The organism is Flavobacterium qiangtangense, from assembly GCF_042658345.1.
Classification (GTDB): domain Bacteria; phylum Bacteroidota; class Bacteroidia; order Flavobacteriales; family Flavobacteriaceae; genus Flavobacterium; species Flavobacterium qiangtangense.
This window is the reverse complement of record NZ_JBHSQB010000003.1, coordinates 476,650-497,877: the sequence shown is the minus strand read 5'-3', so window position 1 is coordinate 497,877 and position 21,228 is coordinate 476,650. Positions and strand designations below refer to the sequence as shown.

Genomic DNA, 21,228 nt, shown 5'->3' with positions numbered 1-21,228 from the left:
ATGAAAAATTGGCATAAAAATATAAGAGCGGGACTATTTTCCCTGCTTTTTGGGTTGGTTAGTAGTAGTTCCTGCCCCGTCTTGGGGCAGGATAACCCAAAAAAAATACTGGAACCCAAAGATTACGCCCTTTGGGGATCGCTCGAAATGGGAACTATGAATGTTGCAGGTACCCATGTCAGCTGGCGGATGCGGTATGAAGATGGAGTAGATACCCTGTATGTCGCCGAGGCCTCTGGAGGCCATAAGATCCTCAAGCTGGCAGGAACCTCAAAAGAAAATTTTATCGGCGAGTCCGGCTTCGCCTATCTTACGCGCGACCATATGGTAACGCTTATAGATCTTAAAGACAGCAAACAGGCAAAGGTCGGCCCGGTACGGTCCTACGAAATCCTTGGCGACCACAACCTCCTGCTCTTGCGTTCTGAAGCACAGGATGGACTGTCTGATCTTTCGTTCATAAGCCTGTCCGGCACCGAGAAGCTTGCCCTCAAGAATGTAAGGACTTGGAAAAGCAACCCCGAAAAAAGCCGGATGGCCCTCGTTATAGAAAGCGGGGAAAATGCAGAAGGCCTCGTCCTGCGGCTTTCCGACCTGAAACTGACCAAGGTTGCCACAGCCGCCGGTACGCTGGAACTCCCCGCGTGGGATCCGAAAGGCAGGTTTGCCGCATTTGCGAAATCCGGAAAGGCAGACGGCGCAGACAGGCTCTACCTCCTCGATACCGCGACAGGCAGCACCACTGCATTTGAAGGGGGTACAACCGGTCTGCTTTCAGGTAAAAGGCATATTGCCACCATCGATGCGACGGAGCTGTCAGTCCGCGAGGACGGAAAAGCCGCTTTCTTTCTCACCGTGGGTGCAGCAACAGCCCATAAGCAAAAAGACAGCATCGTAGAAATCTGGAATTCCGCGGACAAGCTCGTATATCCGCTCCAGCGGCTGCGAGACGCAGTACCGCAATACCTGCTGGCCTGCTGGGATCTGAATACCGGCAAGGCATTCCTCTTGTCGGATACCGACACGCCCAGTGCAGCATTGACCGGCAATAAAGATTTCGCTATCGTATGGGATAGGCTGGCTTACGAACCCCACTACAAATTTGAAGGCCCTTCCGATCTGTATCTGTTGGATGCAAGAACCGGAAAGAAAAGCAAGTGGCTTTCCAAGATAGCCGCGGACTCCTTCTATCCTCTGGTCGCCACCGACAAGATCCTGTATAAGGAAAACGGCTGGAAGGTTTTCAATCCGGACAGCGGCGCTGTGCTGGACTGCGGCATAATCGCCCCTATGCAGCCACACGAAAGGCTGGAAGCACAACAGACGCCTTTTTCCGATACAACTGGAAAGTACCTGGTGCTCACCGACGGAACCGACCTCTGGAAAGTAAGCACTTCAGACGGCAAAAAGACGAGGCTGACATTCGGGCGGGAAAAGGGAATGGCCTACCACCTGCCCCAAAAAATCAACCCTGACGGCAAAAATTATTCCACCTTCTTCCTGCCTTCTTTTGATCTGTCACAGCCCATCATACTGCAGACCAGCAGCGTTGACGGCAGCAGCACGGGCTATTCAGTCCTCTTCCCAAACCGTACGGTAAAAGATATTGCGTTCGGTCCGCTGGGCCATTCCAATCTGGTTACCGACAGCAAATACCGCAGTGTCGCCTATGTAACGCAATCTTTTTCGGTTCCGGCCAGCATAAACCTCTTGCGAAATAACAAGCGGGAAACCCTCTTCAGCAGCAACCCGCACCAGAAAGCGTATGCATGGGGAAAAGCGCGACTCGTGAAATATGACGTGAGGGGACAGGAAATGCGCGGCATACTCTACTGCCCGGACAGTGCCGACGATCAGCAGAAGCATCCGCTGGTCGCCCACATCTACGAGATCCAGAGTGATAAGCTACACAAGACCCACCTGCCAAGCCTTCATAACGGCGCGGGGTTCAATGTCGCCAATCTTGTCACCAGTGGCTACTTTGTGCTCCTGCCCGACATCCGCCACGGAATCGGGAACCCGGGCAAGGATGCGGCCGAGAGCCTGAATGCCGTACTGGACAGGGTCATTTCAGATTACCCTGTCGACCCGGCAAGGCTCGGTCTAGTGGGCCATTCCTTTGGCGGGTATGAGACCGCGGCCGTTATCGGCTACTCCAGCCGCTTTAAGGCCGCTGTTATGGGTGCCGGCATGTCGGACGCGGTCAGCTGGTATCTTAGCGTAAATACGAACAACGCTATGCCCAATTTCTGGCGCTACGAAAACGGTCAGTCCCGCATCGGCAAGAGCCTTTTCGAAGATCTCGATAACTATCTTGAGAATTCCCCGGTCCTCTCGGCAGCTAAGATTCAGACGCCCCTTCTGATCTGGACTGGAGCGGAAGACCGGCAGGTGCAACCTGCACAATCCTATGCCATGCACCTGGCACTGCGCAGGCTCGGCAAGCCCTGCACGATGCTGGTCTATCCCAATGAGGACCATTCCTTTTTCGGTGGGGACTCCAGCAGGGACCTGACACTGCGCATGCAGCAGTGGTTCGACCATTATCTCAAAGGATCTGAGACAGACTGGATCAAATAAGAAACGGCTCCCCTTGGGAGCCGTCTTAATTAACTTATGGTTCGTAAACCGTAATGTTGCAGGGACTTCCTTCAGCCGCCTGGCGCCATAGCCTCTGTCCGGTCGGCGTACCGTTTACCGTACAGATCTGCCCTGGGACATCAGAACACATCTTGACATATTCACAGGGCTGTGACGGATTTCCCGTCAAGCGGTGTCCGCGAAACAGAGCGGCAGCATCATCTCCCTTTGAAGTGCCTACCGCGGCTGCCGATGCCAGTGCAAACGCTGCGACCGGCAGGATCAATTTTAAAATGGAACTTTTCATGATAAAAAAATTTAATGGTTGCGATCTACTCTATTTCAGGTTTTCGATCAGATCCCTGTACCAGGCCTTGGTATATTTAAGGTCCGTCCACCAGCCCTTTCTCAAGGTCATAGCGAACGATCCATTTTTCATTGATGAGAAATATATGGTTGCGGATAATCCTAAAGCTTTCCAGCTTCTGTCCATCAATATCGTAGAGCGGAAAACTGAAGCGGTAGGAGCCGTCACGTATGTCATACACGTCTATTATGCTGGCCTGCTTCCAGAGCTTTCCAAAATCACCCTTTCCGGGAAGCTGGGAATTCACGAAAAGGTAGCTGCCCTCAAGCGCAGCCCTCCGATTGACAAGAAGCGGCGCCTGCCCCATCTGTCTCAGGCCCTGCCATGTTTCGGCAATGGTAACCTGCGCGCGACTGGTCGTATCTATGGTGTTTCCCCTAAGCGCAATCTTTAGGGAAGCGTCCGAAACCAGAAACTCATTGCGGTAATAGTACAGGTACACGAATTTCCCGTCCCCGGAGAGCAGCACGCCGTCGGTATCAAATATTCCATCGGCCTGCTTATGCAGCATTGCCTCATTATAGCGGGGCGCCGCTTCAGAAGAAAGCCGCTGGACACCTAAGATATGCTCCCCGCTTTCGGAAAATGTACGCACTGCCATTTCCTTGCCCATAATTTCCGCCAGCGTGAAACGCTTGGGGTTACCTTCGCTTCTCACGGCAAGCCAGTCCCTGACGCTTCCGTCAAAAACGTACGGAACGGTGCCATTGTACAGATAGAATTTATCATCCTGGACGCGCACCTGCGCTGTGCTGAAACTCATCCCGGCTGTATCCAGCTTAATTTCGTAAGATTCGAAATCTTTGAGCTTGTAACTGCAGGAAATCACGTGCAGCGGCGCAGTCACGTTGCCCAGATAGACACGAGATTTGGAAAATCCGGCAACGTAATAGCTGTTGTGCGGCAGCGGTTCCCTTGCAATTTCTGATACTGCAGGATGCGGATACCTCCTCTCGAAGCGATTTTCATAATGCACGATTCGCTCGGAAATTATGAAAAGTGACAGCGTAAGGCCTGAACTTAGCATAACACCCCCCAGTAAGATTAGCAGTTGAAAGCCTTTCATGATATTGAACTGGCTGTCTTGCGGGGCATCAAGAATCAGGGCCAGAAGCGCCAATATCATGAAAGCAAGGTTAAAGTAGAAGTGCTCGATCCACCCCATCTTTTCAAGTATGCCCCCGCAGGAGCACGGCACATGGGACGCATGGTTTAGAATGAGGTAAATGTACATCGTGAAAGAGGCCATGAGGCAGAGGCACCCGAACAGTCCGGCAGTTCTGGTCCTGCGAAACGCAAGCAGCAAGGAAAGCAAAATCTCGGCAGCAGGTACAACCCAAGCCAGCCACGAAGCGTGGCTGGTAAGCACAGGCGACATTCCCAGCTGGCGGAGAAACACCTGATAGTCTGCCAGCTTGCTGACAGCAGCATAGACAAACAGCAACATGTATGACAGACATACTGCAATTATTATTCTTTCCCTTGTTGACACTGCTAATTTCATGATGCTTTATTTAAGCCAATTTTGACTATCACTCTGAAATCCTAGGCAAAATACAAAGACAAGCTCCTTTTGCTAGTACACTAATAATCAAATTGTTATTTATTTTAATGTCAAAGTTAGACTCCTAAAATTGATATGACGTAGCGAAAACGGGCCAATATATAGGTAAAACGAGCTATTTTATAATCATTTAATTACCAATACTTTAACCAATAAGATATATTTGTCTTTATGCCATGGTTGCGGCCTCCGGGAGGCAAAAGCGACAAGCTAACGAGACTTTGCAAACGGATGCCAGATATCAAAATCGACAGATAGATTCCCTATAAAATTATCGCTGCCCCACTGCCTGTTCCAGCAAATAATGACAAAGTGAAAGTCCCAGCTGAAATTATCATTGCCTTTGCCCATGCCTGCCAATTGACATCGGGCCGCTTACCGGCGCTGCACGAGGTCATTTCCGAATTGATTTCTTATAGGGGTCGCATTATTGGCAGGCTTGCCACCAACAATGTTAAATTTTAAAAAAACGTCATGATCAATTGGCATCCATTGGCTTTAGCTGTTCCCTAACCTTCGCAACTTTGCCTTGCGATCCCAAACTATTTCCGGCACCTGTGCCACGAAATCAGGGAACGCCAGCAAAAACTAAAGCCATGAATATAGACAGAACCGAATTTGTCGCCTGGATGGAGCGCCTCCTGCAGCGCTTCGACCTCCTGGGCGAACACCTCAGAAAGCAGCAGCAGGCCAGATCCGAAATCGACGGGGAAGAGCTGCTCGACAACCAGGACGTGATGCAGCTACTGAAGGTCAGCTCCCGCTCCCTGCAGCGCTACCGCTCCACGGGCAGGATTCCCTACTACACCATCAGCGGCAAGCTCTACTACAAGCTGACCGACGTGCACCAGTTCATCCGTGAGAGCCTCACCAGCGCGGGACGCCGCAAGGACGCCGGGTGACAAAGACGGCCACGGGAAGGCACCGGCAGGTTGGCCGAAAAGAAGTTTGTTTACTTTGAACCCGATGAATAACTGATGCGCTATGGAAAAAGAACCTAAGGAAAAAGAAATAAACCGTGAGACCCAGCCGGACATGCTCCTGGCAAGGGACATGGAGAAAAACACGATCCGCGCGGTTACCGGCATCGGCCCGAAAGGCAGGCTGGAAACGGTCAGCCCGAAGGCCAAGAACCAGTCCCAGTTCCTGCGGATCAACCCGCACGGGGATGCCTTCTCCAACTTCTTTTCCAACTTCCTGGGCCAGCTCAAGCACCCGACCCGCTTCGCCTTTTTCCTGGCACATTCCAGCGGGGCCGCGCAAAAGGCGGCGCAGCTGCAGCGGCTGGCCGACCGGCCCGCCCTGGAAGCGGGAGCACGACTGCCCCACCTGAAAGAACGCGACGGGACTCACAACACACGCAATCACAAAAACCTAAATACTATGGAAAATGAGAACACGGCCCCCGACAGCGGAGGCTACCGCTACAAGGCGGAGGATATCGACTGGGCCACCATGAACAGCATGGGCCTCAGCCAGGAAAGGCTGGAAAAAATGAACCTGATGGACTCCCTGCTGAAGGGCTACAAGACCAACGGGCTGGTTCCGGTTACCATCAACCTGGGCACGGCCGTCAGCCGCACCGATGCCAGGCTGTCCCTGCAAGCCAACGAGGACGGCAAGGTCACCGTGGCGATACACGGCGTCCGAAAGGAGCCCAACCTGCGCTACCCCTTCTTCGGGCACGAGTTTACCGCGGAAGACAAGGCCAGCCTTTTGCAGACGGGCAACATGGGCCGCGTGGTGGAGCTGGAAAATGCCAAGACCGGGGAAAGGATCCCCTCGATCATCAGCGTGGACCGCCTGACCAACGAGCTGGTCGCCCTGCGCACCGAATTCATGAAGATTCCAGACGAGATCAAGGGCGTGAAGCTCGACGAAACCCAGAAACAGGCGCTAGCGGAGGGAAAACCCCTCTACCTGGAGGGCATGATTTCCAAAAAAGGAACGGAATTCTCGGCAACGGTCCAGTTCAATGCAGACAAGCATTATGTTGAATTTCTGTTTGACAGGAGCAACACCAGCAAGCAAGCTCAAAGCAACGGACAGACCAATGAGCAGGGCAAGCAACAGGACCAAACACAGGAAGCTCCCAAAACGTTCCGCGGCAAGGAACTGACCGACGAGCAGCATAAGGATTTCAAAAACGGCCAGACCGTCTACATTGACGGATTGAAAGACAAAAAAGGACAGCCCTACCAAGGCTATATCACTTTTAATAATGAAAACGGCAAAACAAATTTTGAATTTCCCAATCAATACAAGGAAAGGGTAAAACCAGCTGAAGCGCACAAAACGCAGACTGAGGTCAATTCGGATGGCAAGACCAACGAATCGACCAAAAAGATCAAAGAGCCCCTGAAGCCGGGCCAGCAGTCTCCGAAAGACATGAAACAGCAAGAGCAGCAGGAAAAAGCACCAGCTCCCGCAAAATCCAAAGGATTAAAAAGATAAAAAAGTATGAAAACGATCATTGCAGAAAAACCAAGCGTGGCAAGAGAGATCGCACGCCTGCTGGGAGCCACCGAAAAAAAGGACGGCTACCTGACCGGCAACGGCTACCATGTCACCTGGGCACTCGGCCACCTGGTCGGATTGGGAATGCCCGAAGATTACGGCATTAGCGGATTTGACAAAACCGCATTGCCGATTTTGCCAGACCCCTTTTTACTCACTGTCCGAAAAGTAAAAACGGTTAAAGGCTACTCTGACGATACTGGAGCCGTAAAGCAATTAAAGGTTATCGAACAGCTTTTTAATAAAAGCGACAGCATCATTGCGGCCACCGACGCGGGACGCGAGGGCGAGCTGATCTTCCGCTACATCTACGGCTACCTTAAATGCGACAAGCCCTTTGAGCGGCTCTGGATCAGCTCCCTGACCGAAAAAGCCATACGGCAGGGCTTTGAAAACCTGAAACCCGGCACGGATTTCGACGGGCTGTTCCATGCCGCGCAGGCCCGAAGTCGTGCCGATTGGCTGGTGGGCATCAATGCCTCGCAGGCCTTGACCCTGGCCGCTGGAAACGGCAGCTATTCCCTTGGACGGGTCCAGACCCCGACCCTGGCTTTACTATGCAAACGCTATCTGGACAACAAAAAATTTGAAGTCAAGAGCTACTGGCAGCTCCAGTTGGCCCACAGCAAGGCCTTCATTGATTTCAAGAGCCTTTCACAAATAAAATGGGAAGACCCAAAGCTTGCCGATGCTGCGCTGAAAGTCATACAGCGAAGCGGAACAGCAACAGTTGTATCCGTTGCAACCAAAAACGTATCAGAACAGCCACCGCTGCTTTATGACCTGACGGGATTGCAAAAGGAAGCCAACAAAAAATTGAACCTTTCTGCCGAAGAGACGCTCCACATTGCCCAGAGCCTTTATGAAAAAAAGTTTATCACGTATCCCAGAACCGGACGCAGATACATTCCGGAAGATATGTGGGCGGAAATTCCGAATCTCGTCAGGGCTTTGCAGGACAAAGAAAACTGTAAGTCGGCCCTATCAAAAATGAAATGGGGACGCTTCAATAAGCGTATCGTGAACGGCCTGCGCGTGACCGACCATCACGGACTGCTCGTTACGGATAAAATCCCGTCCGCATTATCGGCTAAAGAAAATGCCGTTTATGAAATGATTGCCTTTCGGCTGCTCGAAGCGCTATCACAGGCCTGCATCAAGGAAATAACGGATGTCAATTTACAGGTGCTGCATTATGATTTTATGGCAAAAGGGTGCAAGGTTATCGAAGCTGGCTGGCGTACCATCAAGGGGAATTTCTCGGATGATGATTCCGAAATTTTACAGGACCTGCCCGAATTGAACAAGGACGATGAACTCAAGATAAAAGAGGCTTCCCTTCTCGAAAAAAAAACCAGGCCGCCTGTTCTTTATACCGAAGCCGGACTCTTGTCTGCCATGGAAAGTGCCGGCAAGGAGATTGAAAACCAAGACGAACGCAAGATTTTGAAAAACATAGGTATTGGCACTCCGGCAACAAGGGCTTCCATCATCGAAACGCTGCTTGCCCGCAATTACATCCAGCGGGAAAAGAAATCTTTACTACCGACTGAGAAAGGACTGCAGGTTTACGAACTGGTAAAAGACCGAAAAATAGCGGACGTTGCCATGACTGCCGAATGGGAACTGGCATTGCAGAAAATCGAAAACAGCGAAGCGGATGCCGGGACATTTCAAAAAGAAATGGAAGCTTACGCCTCCTCTATTACCAATGAATTGCTCGAAGCTTCTATTGAGCAAGACAACCTGCCTAAATTGGATTGTCCAAAATGTAAAAGCCAGCAGCTCCTTATCCGAGATAAACTTGTGAAATGTCCCGATCAATTATGCAACTGGGTACAATTCCGCAACATCTGCGGCGTACAGATCGACATAGGCGATATTGAAAGCCTTGTCAAAAAAGGGAAAACATCCCTCATAAAAGGAATGAAAAGCAAATCCGGAAAGCTATTCGAAGCGTACATCGTGCTGGATGCCCAGGCCAGAAGTTCCTTCCTGTTTGCTGGCAAAGGCGAGAAAAAATAGGCCTGGCAGTGTACAAACAAACGCTCACTACCAAAGCGTTTGTTCCAGCCCTGCAGGTTTCAGTGCGAGAGGTTTGGATCCAATCCAGAGCCGGCTCTTATATACTACTTATTTGCGTGTCCATCCATTCTCTCTCTGCTATTATACGCCTTTTCAATGTAGAAATTTTTCAATACGATACATTCGATTTGTCAAACTCTCTGAGTTATACTATTTTAAAAGTTAAAAATCATCGTAACATATTTGTTTTAATGATACTCATAGATTTAATGTTTGGAAGATCAAGAAGCGAAAGAATCGACTTGGCTAGAATCTTTCATGCCATTTTCACTTCTATTTCAATTTTTGTCTGGTGGACGTTAGAGGCACTAATTGCTAAATATTATATGTGGGTACTGCTACAAACATGCGTTTTGGCAATATTGCGAATTTTTTAGAAAATTTACTTTTACATTTTGTAAGAAATTTTATCTTAGCAGGAAATAAGCGTTTGCGAAGTTCGTATTCTCGCAAAGCGCCAACACATTGGCAGAAATGCCGCAAAGCCGTATGAACAAATAACCAAGCTTATAACAACCTATAAAATTATTTAAAATTATGAAATTTACAAAGGCACTATTCTTAACTTTTGGGCTGTTTTTTTCAGTCTGCAATGCTCAGGATGCGAAAGAAATTGCAAAGCAAAAAGCCAAACTGCAACTTTACGACGAGCAGAAATCAGGCAGCACCAACAGTAACTATCTGGGAAAAATTGTATTTGCCAATTCTGAAATTAAGGACAATGATCCGGATTCCAAATATATTACTTCGTACACCTTCGGGGATAAATTATACACCAGAAGTTTTTTAGCAAATTCTATCGGCAATAGCATCTTGATGCAAATGGTTGAAAAAGGAATAAAAGCGAAAGTGATAAATGACAGGGGCAGTGAAATGACTACGGCCAACATCGTTTATAAACTATACCTGGACGGAAAAGAAGTTTCTAAAACTGTTGATGGGGAATTGTATGATGAGTATGTGCTCCACTCACTCGAAATCAACAGTTGCATAAATGACGGTACGAGCGCTGATTTATTCGGCGAAGAACTCTATGCACAGCTTCTAAGCCATCCCGAATTACTGACTCCTGGAAATCATAAAATGAAGGTCGAGATGATTCCTGTATGTGAACGTTGTTCTGAAAACAGCAAGCCAAATAAAATTCTTGCCGTCGGAGAGATCAACATGGTGATTCCTAACACGATTAAGGTGACCGAAAGTGACTGCTTTCCTAAAAAGCAATGGTCTGACCCTAAATTGCAAACCGAAGCATTAAAATTGTTTAAGAAGCGAACGGATGCGTACAGGGTAATCTTGACCGATAAGGACTATACTGTAGTACATAACGAATATGGCGTGCCCTTAAGAAAAAGCTTTATGGCTGTGGTCGTATTTAAAAACGGAAGCGATGTAACCTACGAGTACGCGGTCTTCGAGAGAATATTTGACGGCGTAGGCTATCAGGGACTGCAGGTTGGACAAGCAAGCTCTATCCCAGGACGCTACCCAGAAAGTAATGCACGAAAAGTAAATGCTGAATGCCTTAAGTTTTTGAAATAAGCGCAGCAAACCGAAGCGATAGGATTAAATTTTAGATTTAGGACCAATCATGTTCCCGTCGATTCCATACCAATAAGAAAGGGACGCCAATTAATGCGTCCCTTCCTACATAAACATATCCTAAACAAGCCCCCCGACTCGCGACCGCAAGTTGTGAAATTTCCACGGCTTGGACTTTACAGAATTTTCATATAAATTTATAATACTCCAATAAATTTATTAAAATTTTTCTATATATTTCGGGTTGTGCAAACTCTAATCTGATAATGGGAACTAGCGGAATTTGAACCAGTTAAATTATTTCACCCTGTGGCTCCAATAGCCTCGTATGGCAGCTTATCTCCTCCTTTATATAATTCATGCAGCTGTTGTACCCGCCGCCGAGTATCGTATAGGGAATTAATATCAAATGCGTCGTGATGATGCTGAACAAAATTTTGTTTTTCTCGAAATACATATGCTTTACTTCCAATCCTTTTTCCCTAATCATCTGATTATAACTACTGTCCCCGAAATGCTCGGAAAGTGAAGTTTCAAAAAGCTGCCATTGCATCAGCACATCTTTTTGTTGCGTTTTTGATGGTGTCATTGTGTTTAATTTATAGCGTAAACGAAATTATCATTTAGGATATTTAAAAAATTTTGCAAAAGTTATCACAAATAATCAAATTTCGATGTAAAGCTATAAATATTTCCAAAGGCTTATCCTAATTTATTCATAATTTAATTTGCGTCAGACTTGCAGTGTTTAGCCCTCTGCAGAAGCCCCTCATAATTATTTTCGTATTGTAATCTTTATCGTCGGCTGCGAATTTCAAGACGTCAAATGTATCCGATACTTTCCGGAAATTTATTTTCTTTCTTTTTGCGCAATCAAGGCCATAATCAAACATAGCTTGTTCCATGTCCGTGCAAGTTTGCAGGATGGATTCATAAAGTCTTTTACAGATCATTGGGGCGACTGTTTACTGTTAGTAGGATAACAAGTGGCAATATAAAAAAAGTTTTCTTGGTATCCCAGATTTAAACTTAAAATCGGGCAACCGTTTAGATGTTTGATCTTCATTTCCGCCTAATTCCAAACACTGTGCCAATTATCGGACGTAAATTACTGATTTTCTCTATTTTAGAACAGATTGCTTGCGGGGTGGGTCTTGCGTATGGTGTAAAATATTTTTAAAATTCGCAATAAGGTGGCGCTCTTTGAATTTCCAAGCAATGTTAAAAACGGTTTGGGCCTGAAGCGGGAGTATTGTCTGCTGCCATTTTAGATTCCTAAAGCATTCTTTTGACTATATTTGGGAAAAAAAATAATGAAAAAGATATTGACCGGTTTACTGTTATTAATTGTAACATCAAGCTCCTTCGCATGGGGTCGCAAAGGCCACACGATGGTTGCCCAGATTGCCTACAGCTACCTTGACGAGGCAACTAAAAACAATATAAACACCTACCTGGACGGAATGACTCTGGAAGAAGCTGCGAACTGGATGGACGATATCAAGAGCGACAAGAAGACTGCTTTCATGAAGCCGTTCCACTATGCCAACTTTCCAAAAGGAACGAAAGCAGCAGATCATGATGGAGGAAACATTGTAAGCATTTTAAATACTGCTATCCTGGATCTTTCCGGAAAAGACAAATTGACGAGAGACGAAATCAAGACGAATCTCCTTTTCCTCTTTCATCTTGTCGGAGATCTTCACCAGCCGCTTCACGTCGGTTACGGGAATGACAAAGGCGGAAATACTGTCCAATTGAACTACAAGACGCGGGGAACCAACCTCCACTCCTTTTGGGATACAGTTATTATCCATGACCAGAACATTTCGTTGAGCGACTGCATCAACGCGGTTAAATATTCGCCTGAAGAACTGCAGGGAATCAAAAAGCTCAATGTTGTTGGCTGGGCCCAAGAATCCCGCGAGCTTCTCGATACGGTTTACGATTATGGCAATCCAAAAGTTTCCGAAACCTATGTAACGAACAGCTCGAAAATAGTTGGGAAGCAACTCCAGAAAGCCGGAATCAGGCTGGCAAGTGTTTTAAATATGTTTTTCAAAACTTAACATGGAAACTATCCGGAATGTCGGGAATATTTATATTTTTGCCGTCCCCAATCTACATAGGCACGAAGCCGCATAAGCTGAATTCTCAAAATCCCCCTTATGATGAACTTCTAATTTTATTCTTTGTTATTTTCAGCATTGGTTTTGCTGGGAATTTTTGCCATCGTAAACATCGATCCGTCTTTCGATTATTTTAAGCACGAATATGATGGCTATCTTTTCTCTGTGATAATTGCCCATGTCCCCTTTTTGAACCACTTGCTCAAAAAAAGGAAAGCGCGTCTTAGACGATGGTAACAGAAAATATTTTCTATTATTACGGTTTTCCGTAAAGAACGCAACAGGCCCTTATATATATTTGAAACATTCAAATACTCAAATCAGCGCTAAAATGATAAAAGAAGAAGATCTCTTGAAACTCGGATACGTATTGAAGTCGCACAGCTCTGGCTCAGATGGAAGCTCAAATGACTACGTCCTGATGGTCCACAAACACTCCCACTCCATCAATCTAACCGACGGCGTCGCTAGGCTTGACTTTCCTGCGAACTTAAATATTAAGAGTGTTCCCTTCCGAAAAATTGAAAAATTGAGGGAGTGGTATTTTAAGAATTTCTCCCAAAAATATTGAGAAACAGAATTTAAATTGGATCACGGCTGGTCCGACCTCTTTTGAATTTGAAAAAAGCAGGCCAGAGTGACCGAAAATAAGCGCATCCGGGACTGGAGACGGCGCGTCGAATGCATGGCAGCAGCGCAGAGCAATCGGTAGCCGCTACCGACCCGCCTGCAATTCATCCGACAGCACCAAATTTTACGGTCCCTGCCCCAAATAGGCATGGTACCGTTTTCGCTACGATTGCCGCCTGCACTCGGGACAAGATCAATTTGAGGCACAGCGCTCGGGGTCCCAGATCGGAACCTCAAGTTTTAATTACGGCGGAACGCGCCAGCTATCCCGTGTTCCTGCCGCCCATGGCAACGCCATGAATATTTCCTGTGTCCTGTGTCGGTGCGACCCGGCAGCTGGTATTGCAGCTTGAATACGCATCCACAGAGGCGAAAAGACGCATAGCAACTGCCTCTATTTTTCACTGCTTTGAAAAAATTAATGTGAACAGCCTATGGCCGGCCGGCAATTGCAGCAGATTTTTAAAATTTTTGAAGGCAGCAACCGGTAAAAGGCTGGTTACTTATTCGTGCTTATTGGCACTAAAAAATTCGGTCATTGCCGCCAGCGCATTTTCGCTATGCATCAGTTCGCCATTTATAAGGGATTCCCGCGCAATCTGTGAAGCCCGTTTTCGCATGGCAGTTTCATAGGATGAAATTGATTTTTCAATAGAATCGTGTTCCCTGGCAGTCAGGCACTCGCTCAATTCCAGAGCGTCAAGCATCGCCATGTTTACGCCTTCGCCGGCGAATGGCGGCATGACGTGGGCCGCATCTCCAAGCATGGTCAAGTTGGACTGTGCTTTCCAGGCCTGGTCTAGGGGCATGCAGTAAATCGGACGCGGGATAAAAGGCATTGTCGTATTTTCAAACAGTTCGTCCCAGATCGTACTCCACTCGGAATATTCTTTCCTAAACCACCCAAGCACCTGCGAGGGATCCGCAAAATCCAATCCGCTTGCGGAAACCCAATCTTTTGCTGTTTTGAAACTGGCGTAAAATCCGATCTCTCCATTGGCCTTCTGTCCCATCAGGATATTCTTTTCGTTTCCGAAAGCCATTATTTTCCCTCCCCGAAGGATGGCGGCAACCTGCGGCACAGCCTTTTCTCCCTCATGGATGTTTCCCTCGAGCATCGTTATTCCTGAATAGAAAGGCTTGATATCTGTGATGTAGGGGCGGATCTTTGAATTTGCGCCGTCTGCGGCAATGACAATATCCGCATAAGCGCTTTTTCCATTTTTGAAATGCAGCAGCCAGCCTTCGCCCCGCTTTTCCAGGGATAAGAAGTGGCTGTCCCAAGCGATGCTTTCAGGATGCAGGGAATCTATCAATAGTTTTCGAAGCACGCCACGGTCTATTTCCGGACGGAAATGTTCGTGGCCGAAATTCTCTTCTTTTTGGGTCTCGTGGTCGCTGAAGACTGCTTTTGCCTGATGGTCAGTGATGGTAGTCCTGTCCGCTCCCGGCATGTAATTCATTTTGAACTCCTCAAGCAGGCTGGCTTTTTGCAGGGCTGCCAGCCCCGAACTTTCGTGCAAATCTAGAGGCGCTCCCTGCACTCGTGCATTTTTGTCTAGATCTCTCTCATATACTTTTGCATTCACGTTTTTCAATTGTAAAAGCCTGGCTAGTGTCAGTCCGCCTGGACCGCCACCGACGATGGCTACCTGCTTGTTTTGTATCAGCATCATTTTGAATTTTATTTTCCAAAATTACTTTTCAGGATAGGCTAAAAATTGTAAAAAACGGTCATTCTCATTTTTATGGAGCTCTTTGGGCGAGACGCCCGAAAATTGCCTGACTTCCTTGATAAAATGGGACTGGTCGGTGAGATTCAGCTTCGGGTAAAGCTCGCCGTTCTTTATATGGGGAAGCGAAGATTGAAAACGGAGTATCTTGCAGTAGGCTTTCGCTGAAAGTCCGAACTGCTGATTGAAATACCGGTTGATCTGGCGTTCGCTCCAGTGCACTCTTTCGGAAAGCTCCCTGATTGAAATTTCACCGTTCGAGGAAAATAGCACCTGGAACAATTGGCGCTTGCGCTCATCTATTTTTTCCGGCAAGAGAGAGCTGATTTTTCGCGTCGCTTTTTCACAGAACCCTTCAAAGTCGTTCATGTCACTCACGCTGAAATCCCAAAAATCAGTGGGCAATATCTTCCCCGTATTTAGGATATCGGCGACTGGTTGCTTGAAAACATATTCTATGGCAAGCGGATTAAAGCTGACGGAAAAAAAATTGACGGCTTCCTTAGTCGTGTATTTCGGTTTTGTCTCCAAGCCCAAAAGCACTGCGACCAGGTGATTGCCGCCAGTCTTTGAAAATATCAGGTCAATTTTCCCATTTGGAACTATTACCGCTTCTCGCTGATTGGGAAAATTTTGCAAGGAAGTAAAGCAATGGACAAAATCTGAAAGCGATCTGTCCGGTTCTATGAGTTGAAAATGCAATGTATTTTTCATTTGTATCTTTATAAATACTGTCGTCTGTACAGAATGAATTTTGTTATCTTTTTTAGATCATCTTTCATGTGTACTCTTCTAAAAATTCCCTGCAACAGACCAGTATCAGAAACTGACATCCGCAAACCCACCCTGCACGAAGGTTTAATAAGGACGTTTCTTCGTCCGACAATACTACAAAAAATCTCAGTACACTTCTAAAATAAACGAACAAAGATGGGTTCCAGATACATTTAGAATATTTTGAAATGAAAACGATTGTACTAGAGTTACTGTAAAACTTTTATGTTATGTCCTCCAGTTTTTAATGGAGTTGGGAAGCTGTATGGTAAAGAGCACGAACCTCTAATTGTCAACCCGTCGCACTGTCTTGAACATATTTCTAGTGCCAGCAAAATGCACGATGCTGCACAAAAGCTGGAAGCTTGGCATGGTTAAAACGGAAGGCTTAAACCTATAGCTATCTTCAAAAAAATGCCTTAAAAATTCTTTTATTTTAGCAGTTTGTGTTGTCCATCTTCCACTGTGTATTGTTTATCGTAATTTAATCAAAACTATCTTTAACAGGTTGAATAACCTATCCTATTTCAGCCAAATAGTGCTTTTCCGAACCCAAATCCTGCCACTTTTAAGCAGGCACCTATCTGCTGCTATAATTTTACTCTTTAAACAATTATAGCATGGATACACAGCAAAAAGACCTATCGTATTTCAACTTGCGCCTGAAGGGATTAATATACTCCAGCTTTCCAGAAAGAGCGCACGACCAAAAATTCATCCAAGAGCGCTCTTCCTGGGCGGCCGAAGCCTACGAATGCGCGTGCCGCTCCGGGAACAGCCCCCAGCAATGCGACTACATTGCGGAATATATCCTTTTCGAGGGACTGCATTTCTCCAAATTCGACACCGTGTTTCAGGTGGTATGCAATGAGTTTGATACCCTGATGGCAGATGAGGAACTGAGGCCGTTCGCACTTCAGATGTTCCCTGTCTGCGAGCCTGTCTTCAGCCGCTATCAGCTGACCGATGATTTCGCCAATGGTCCTGAGTTTGACTTGCTCTTTACCGAACTGACAGGAACCGTCGCATTATGGATAGCGGAAAATGGGCTTCAGTAAATGGCAGCACCTCCAGCAGAATTTGATGCCCTGAGAATTGCTTTCCAAATGGAAAAAGAGCAGCGTCAAGCCGCCGCAGGCGAAAGGCTGCTGATGATGCACTACAGCGGCTTGGCGGTCTTACATTCATGCTGAACCCCATAGCGAACGAAATAGACGTCCACAAGTGGAGAAGAACAGAAAAGGACCTTTTTCCGTCTACCCGCGAACTGCACCAGCTGCTCCAAGAAAATTCAGGAGACGAGAAGCAATACCACAGGTATATGGACAGCGTGAAAAGTTCCGTACGGACGGCTTTTTATACGCCCCCCACAGCTCATAAATCCTTTTTTATCAGCTTTGCGCGACAGTGGCCTGAGCATCGACAAATTCCTCGAGCCGGCCGCAGGCGACGGCTCTTTCCTACAGTCCTTTTAGGAAAACAAGCAAAGCGCAACTGCCTATGAAAAGGACTTGCTGACAGGCAAGATATTAAAGCCGCTTCATCCAGAGAGTACGATCCGCATAAGCGGTTTTGACGAAATCCCCTAACGAAAGCTATTTTAGTCCGCGTGCAATCACTTTTGATCTCCAACTTCATTTTATCCAGAAAATTTTAAGTAACTTTATTAAATGACAAAATTATTGATCGCATTACTGTTTACTTCAATTGCTTTTTCGCAAACCAAGCAGGATATCAAGGAAGCAAGGGAAAGGCGCGACAAGTTCCTCTTTGCAGTCGAAGCCAGTCCAAAAAAATTTAGTGGAACGGTTAAGTTTGACTATGTGCACGATGAAATAATAATACCTGTTACGATAAATGGGAAAACTTATAATTTCCTTTTTGATACCGGTGCTGTAACCATCGTATCCCCCGAACTGGCCGCAGAATTAGGATTGAAGCCGGTTACCGCTAACGACGTAATCGATGCTGCCGGAATAAAGACGCAACAGCAAATCTATATGCTCGAGCATCTGGCCGTATCGGGTACCACCTTTTCAAAAGTGAGTTGCGCCTCAATGTCCTTCGATTCCTTTTCCACGGCATTGTGCCGCAAGATCGACGGCCTTTTTGGCACCAATATAATGAGGCTTGGCAACTGGAAGATTGACTACAACAGCCATTCGATCGATTTTTCTTCCGAAAGGATAAAGCCAGGATTTGACTACAATACCGTGGCGTTCCAACATAATTTTTCCGACAGTCCTGTTGTCACCCTGATTGCGGGAGGTATCAGGTTCCCTGCATTGATTGACAGCGGCAATAATACCTTTATCGACATTCCTGACACGCTATACAGACAGTCGAGATTGCCTAAAACGGCTCTTTCGCGCAAGAGCCAGGGAAGGGCCTCTTTTTCATTGAGCGGCAACAAGAACCAAGAGGAGCGCGCCGTACTGACCGACTCGCTTTACTTTGGAGACGTACTGCTGCTGAAACAGCGGCTCCGTGTCAGCCCAAGCCCGCAAATATTAATAGGAAACAAATTTCTGAAGCAATTTGGAAAGGTCCTCCTATCTTGGGACAAATCGAAGATTTACGTCCCACGGCAAACGGCGCCCCTAGAAAAAAAATACGACTTTGGTTTTACGCCTTTCATTGAAAATGGCAAAATAGTAGTGGTTGAAATCTGGGAAGGCTCAGAGGCTCAAAGTAAAGGGATGTCAATAAACGATGTTATTTTAAGCGTTAACGGTTTGGATGCAAGGGAAATGACCCAGGAAACGTGGTGCAAATTCCTAAGCCTGATAAGGGGTGCCGACTCAGCAACCGTGGAAATATTGAAGCCTGATGGTTCTAAGATGTCCTTGCAGCTCGAACGATCCGAATTGCTGAAAAACTAAACAAGCTTTTACACGGCTCGACTGTTATACAAAGTAAGGAAGCAGCATTATTGCTTCTCCGTTTTACCCCTCGCCAAATGTTGCAGGGCAGGAGCATTTTCGATACGCTCCATTTCGTTTTCAACGATAGTGAGAATGTCTAATTTTATCTGACAGTAATTGCTCTCAAATTTCCTGCTTCATGGTCTCCTCTCCCAGCTCATTTACGAAAGATAAAATATCCGGGATCTTTTGATATATTTTATTTTCTGCAACAACTTTTTCATTATCCACCACGATTTCAGCATGGAAGATTTTCTGGCCGATGCGTTCCTCAAAATTATCCGATACGGAACCGACAAAAAAACCTTGTGTCAAGCTGGAAATTTTCGATGCCGGTATCAAGCTGTCCAATTGGGTAGATATTGAAGTGGAGGTGTCGTTGCTATTGATTGCTATGCTCTGGCGCTTCTGCAATACTTTCCCGGAACGCTCGGAAAGATGGTATTTATTTTGGGTTCGCGGCGGTAGTGCTCTGATTTCCGCTTCGGCCTCTTGTGCGTTTCTTTTTAGCCCTCTGGCTGCTGTCCCATTACCTCTCTCGGTGTCAATCCATATTGTTTTTTGAAAGCAAATGAAAAATGCGAAAGGTTTTCAAATCCGATTTCATAATAAAGATCAACGGGCTTTTTATTTTTCTCAGTCAATTCATAATGCGCCAGCTCCAAGCGCTTTTGGGTAAGCCATCGCTGTGGTGTCATTTGGAATGTTTTTTGAAAATCACGCTTGAAAGTCGTCAGGCTGCGACCGGTCAGGTAGCCAAATTTTTCCAATGCCATATTGAACATGAAGTTTCTTTCCATAAACGTTTTCAGATCCATTTTTCCCGGTTCTCCAAAATTGTTCAAAACGGCGTCGATTTTCGGGTCAATAGTCCGCAAAACAGCAATTGCCTCATTGATTTTTAACGAGGCAATTTTTTCAGGGAAATCATTTTGTATTTCGAAATAGGGAATCAGCGAATTTAGACAGCTGTCCAGCAAAGGATGCTGCTGAAAATGGATAATTTTTTCAGTTTCAATTTGCGATTTGACAGATTGATTTTCAAAAATATCTTTTAACCTTTTTGCAGAAAGGTGCATCGCGACTGCTTTGTGCGGCAATTCATCTTTGGGATAATTGATGATGGTTGCCAATCGGTTTCTCGGAATCAAAAAAGTACTGCCCGCACCGAAGACAAAACGCTCATCAGCCTGAATGATTTTGGTTTCACCCGAAATCAGCCAGACCAGCAGATGATCTTGAAATGCCGCTTCCGTCTTGAACAATTTTCCTTCGTAACAGGAAAGTTTGAGTTCCGGATTGATGTAATTGACTTGATAATCCATGTCCTGCAAATGTACAACTATCAAATTGGTTCAAATGCAATGCCTGTCATTTCTTCACTCAAATTCCATAAGCGCTTGGCATTTTTTTCATCCAGTGAATAAGCTTTGATCCCGCCAATAACCGATACATCCGAATTAAGGTTTGCTATTTCAGCGTTTTCGCAATAAACACCTCCTACACCATCCAGCAATGGACTGGTGGCGCACCAGACCGAGGTTGCCGCGCCTTGGGGAATGGTTTTTAAGGAAGCGGCAACTTCTGGCAAAATGTTTCCTTCCGAATCGCTGTAGCCTAATTTTTGAAACAAATCTGCGGGCGCCTCTCTTGACAGTTCCGTTGCTCCGACAGCTCCGGGACACAAGGCATAGCTTCTCACACCGTACGTTCTTGCACGGCTGTCAAACTCAAGCGAAAAAAGGTTGACAGCGGTTTTAGATTGTCCATAGCCGAGCAATGTTTCATATTCGCGATGGATAAAATTTGGATCTTCGAAATCGAAATCAGAAAACTGATGCCCGCCTGAAGAAACATGTACCACCCTTGCACCGTTTGCTTTTTTCAAGGCAGCCCACACTCTCGCCGTCAGTTGAAAATGCGCCAAATAATTGATTGCCAATTGCGATTCGAAACCGCGACGGTCGCGTCGTAACGGAACCCACATGATGCCTGCATTGTTGATGAGTAAATGGAGCGGACGTCCTGAAGCTAGAAACTTTGCAGCGAAAGCATCGATGGAGCCAGGATTGGCTAAATCCAGTTCTTCCAATTCCACATGAGCAATTCCCGCAAGATTTTTTTTTGCTTTTTCGATGTCGCGAGCCGGGACGATCACGGTTGCCCCTGCCATTGACAACGTTTTTACGGTTTCCAGACCAATGCCGGTGTTGCCGCCTGTAACGATAGCGATTTTTCCCGAAAGATCAATTCCTTTGATGACTTCCTTGGTTGTTGACTTTGCATTAAATCCAGAATTGACGGGCTTTTGCAAAGCACCTTGATAATTGTACGGTTCCATCTTTTAATTTTAATAGTTTGATGAAACAAAATTAAGAGTTCA

15 protein-coding genes and 1 pseudogene are annotated in these 21,228 nt (G+C 46.4%); 9 read left to right on the top strand and 7 right to left on the bottom strand.

The genetic code is table 11. From position 1 onward, the window contains the following. A complete protein-coding gene (locus tag ACFPVY_RS02305) occupies positions 1-2,580 on the top strand; it encodes an alpha/beta hydrolase family protein (protein ID WP_379790087.1) in 2,580 nt (859 codons plus the stop codon). A 383-nt stretch (positions 2,581-2,963) separates the two neighbouring features. Here ACFPVY_RS02305 and ACFPVY_RS02300 read toward each other — a convergent pair whose 3' ends face one another. Continuing rightward, positions 2,964-4,451 carry a DoxX family protein gene (locus tag ACFPVY_RS02300; protein ID WP_379790086.1) on the bottom strand — a complete coding sequence of 496 codons (1,488 nt, stop codon included), beginning with the start codon at positions 4,449-4,451 and terminating at the stop codon, positions 2,964-2,966. 656 nt (positions 4,452-5,107) lie between these two features. Between ACFPVY_RS02300 and ACFPVY_RS02295 the strand changes: the two genes are divergently transcribed. The 4 genes from ACFPVY_RS02295 to ACFPVY_RS02280 all read left to right on the top strand — a co-directional run bounded on the left by ACFPVY_RS02295 (position 5,108) and on the right by ACFPVY_RS02280 (position 10,655). After that, positions 5,108-5,413, top strand: a complete 306-nt coding sequence (locus ACFPVY_RS02295; protein ID WP_379790085.1) for a helix-turn-helix domain-containing protein — start codon at positions 5,108-5,110, stop codon at positions 5,411-5,413. 82 nt (positions 5,414-5,495) lie between these two features. Next, positions 5,496-6,965 carry a DUF3945 domain-containing protein gene (locus ACFPVY_RS02290; protein WP_379790084.1) on the top strand — a complete coding sequence of 490 codons (1,470 nt, stop codon included), beginning with the start codon at positions 5,496-5,498 and terminating at the stop codon, positions 6,963-6,965. A 6-nt stretch (positions 6,966-6,971) separates the two neighbouring features. Further along, complete coding sequence (locus ACFPVY_RS02285; RefSeq protein WP_379790083.1) at positions 6,972-9,053, top strand: type IA DNA topoisomerase; 2,082 nt, start codon at positions 6,972-6,974, stop codon at positions 9,051-9,053. A gap of 597 nt (positions 9,054-9,650) precedes the next feature. Then, a complete protein-coding gene (locus tag ACFPVY_RS02280; RefSeq protein ID WP_379790082.1) occupies positions 9,651-10,655 on the top strand; it encodes a hypothetical protein in 1,005 nt (334 codons plus the stop codon). A gap of 292 nt (positions 10,656-10,947) precedes the next feature. Here the strand turns inward: ACFPVY_RS02280 and ACFPVY_RS02275 are convergent, their stop codons facing one another. Continuing rightward, entirely contained in the window at positions 10,948-11,244 is a 297-nt protein-coding gene (locus ACFPVY_RS02275) for a hypothetical protein (RefSeq protein WP_379790081.1), read from the bottom strand. A 724-nt stretch (positions 11,245-11,968) separates the two neighbouring features. On the opposite strand from ACFPVY_RS02275, the gene ACFPVY_RS02270 reads away from it, so the two are divergent. Continuing rightward, positions 11,969-12,724, top strand: coding sequence for a S1/P1 nuclease (locus ACFPVY_RS02270; protein WP_379790080.1), 756 nt, complete (start codon positions 11,969-11,971; stop codon positions 12,722-12,724). Positions 12,725-13,917: 1,193 nt separating this feature from the next. Here ACFPVY_RS02270 and ACFPVY_RS02265 read toward each other — a convergent pair. Both ACFPVY_RS02265 and ACFPVY_RS02260 read right to left on the bottom strand, forming a co-directional pair. Further along, positions 13,918-15,090, bottom strand: a complete 1,173-nt coding sequence (locus ACFPVY_RS02265) for an FAD-dependent oxidoreductase (protein ID WP_379790079.1) — start codon at positions 15,088-15,090, stop codon at positions 13,918-13,920. Positions 15,091-15,111: 21 nt separating this feature from the next. Then, positions 15,112-15,861 carry a DUF6597 domain-containing transcriptional factor gene (locus tag ACFPVY_RS02260; RefSeq protein ID WP_379790078.1) on the bottom strand — a complete coding sequence of 250 codons (750 nt, stop codon included), beginning with the start codon at positions 15,859-15,861 and terminating at the stop codon, positions 15,112-15,114. Between the two features lie 285 nt (positions 15,862-16,146). Here ACFPVY_RS02260 and ACFPVY_RS02255 point away from each other — a divergent pair, with 285 nt between their 5' ends. The 3 genes from ACFPVY_RS02255 to ACFPVY_RS02245 all read left to right on the top strand — a co-directional run bounded on the left by ACFPVY_RS02255 (position 16,147) and on the right by ACFPVY_RS02245 (position 18,803). After that, a complete protein-coding gene (locus ACFPVY_RS02255) occupies positions 16,147-16,299 on the top strand; it encodes a hypothetical protein (RefSeq protein WP_379790077.1) in 153 nt (50 codons plus the stop codon). A gap of 242 nt (positions 16,300-16,541) precedes the next feature. Then, the gene (locus tag ACFPVY_RS02250) at positions 16,542-16,979 is read left to right on the top strand and encodes a DUF1896 domain-containing protein (RefSeq protein ID WP_379790075.1); all 438 of its coding nucleotides are present in this window, start codon (positions 16,542-16,544) and stop codon (positions 16,977-16,979) included. Positions 16,980-17,591: 612 nt separating this feature from the next. Next, positions 17,592-18,803: an aspartyl protease family protein gene (locus tag ACFPVY_RS02245; protein WP_379790074.1), complete on the top strand. Its 1,212-nt coding sequence runs from the start codon at positions 17,592-17,594 to the stop codon at positions 18,801-18,803. Positions 18,804-18,850: 47 nt separating this feature from the next. Here ACFPVY_RS02245 and ACFPVY_RS02240 read toward each other — a convergent pair. From ACFPVY_RS02240 to ACFPVY_RS02230, 3 genes and pseudogenes are all read right to left on the bottom strand, one after another. After that, positions 18,851-19,283 (bottom strand): annotated as a pseudogene (locus ACFPVY_RS02240) (conjugal transfer protein TraG); the annotation flags it as partial. 68 nt (positions 19,284-19,351) lie between these two features. After that, positions 19,352-20,170: a helix-turn-helix domain-containing protein gene (locus tag ACFPVY_RS02235; RefSeq protein ID WP_379790267.1), complete on the bottom strand. Its 819-nt coding sequence runs from the start codon at positions 20,168-20,170 to the stop codon at positions 19,352-19,354. A 20-nt stretch (positions 20,171-20,190) separates the two neighbouring features. Further along, the gene (locus ACFPVY_RS02230) at positions 20,191-21,186 is read right to left on the bottom strand and encodes an SDR family NAD(P)-dependent oxidoreductase (protein ID WP_379790073.1); all 996 of its coding nucleotides are present in this window, start codon (positions 21,184-21,186) and stop codon (positions 20,191-20,193) included. Positions 21,187-21,228 lie beyond the last annotated feature (42 nt).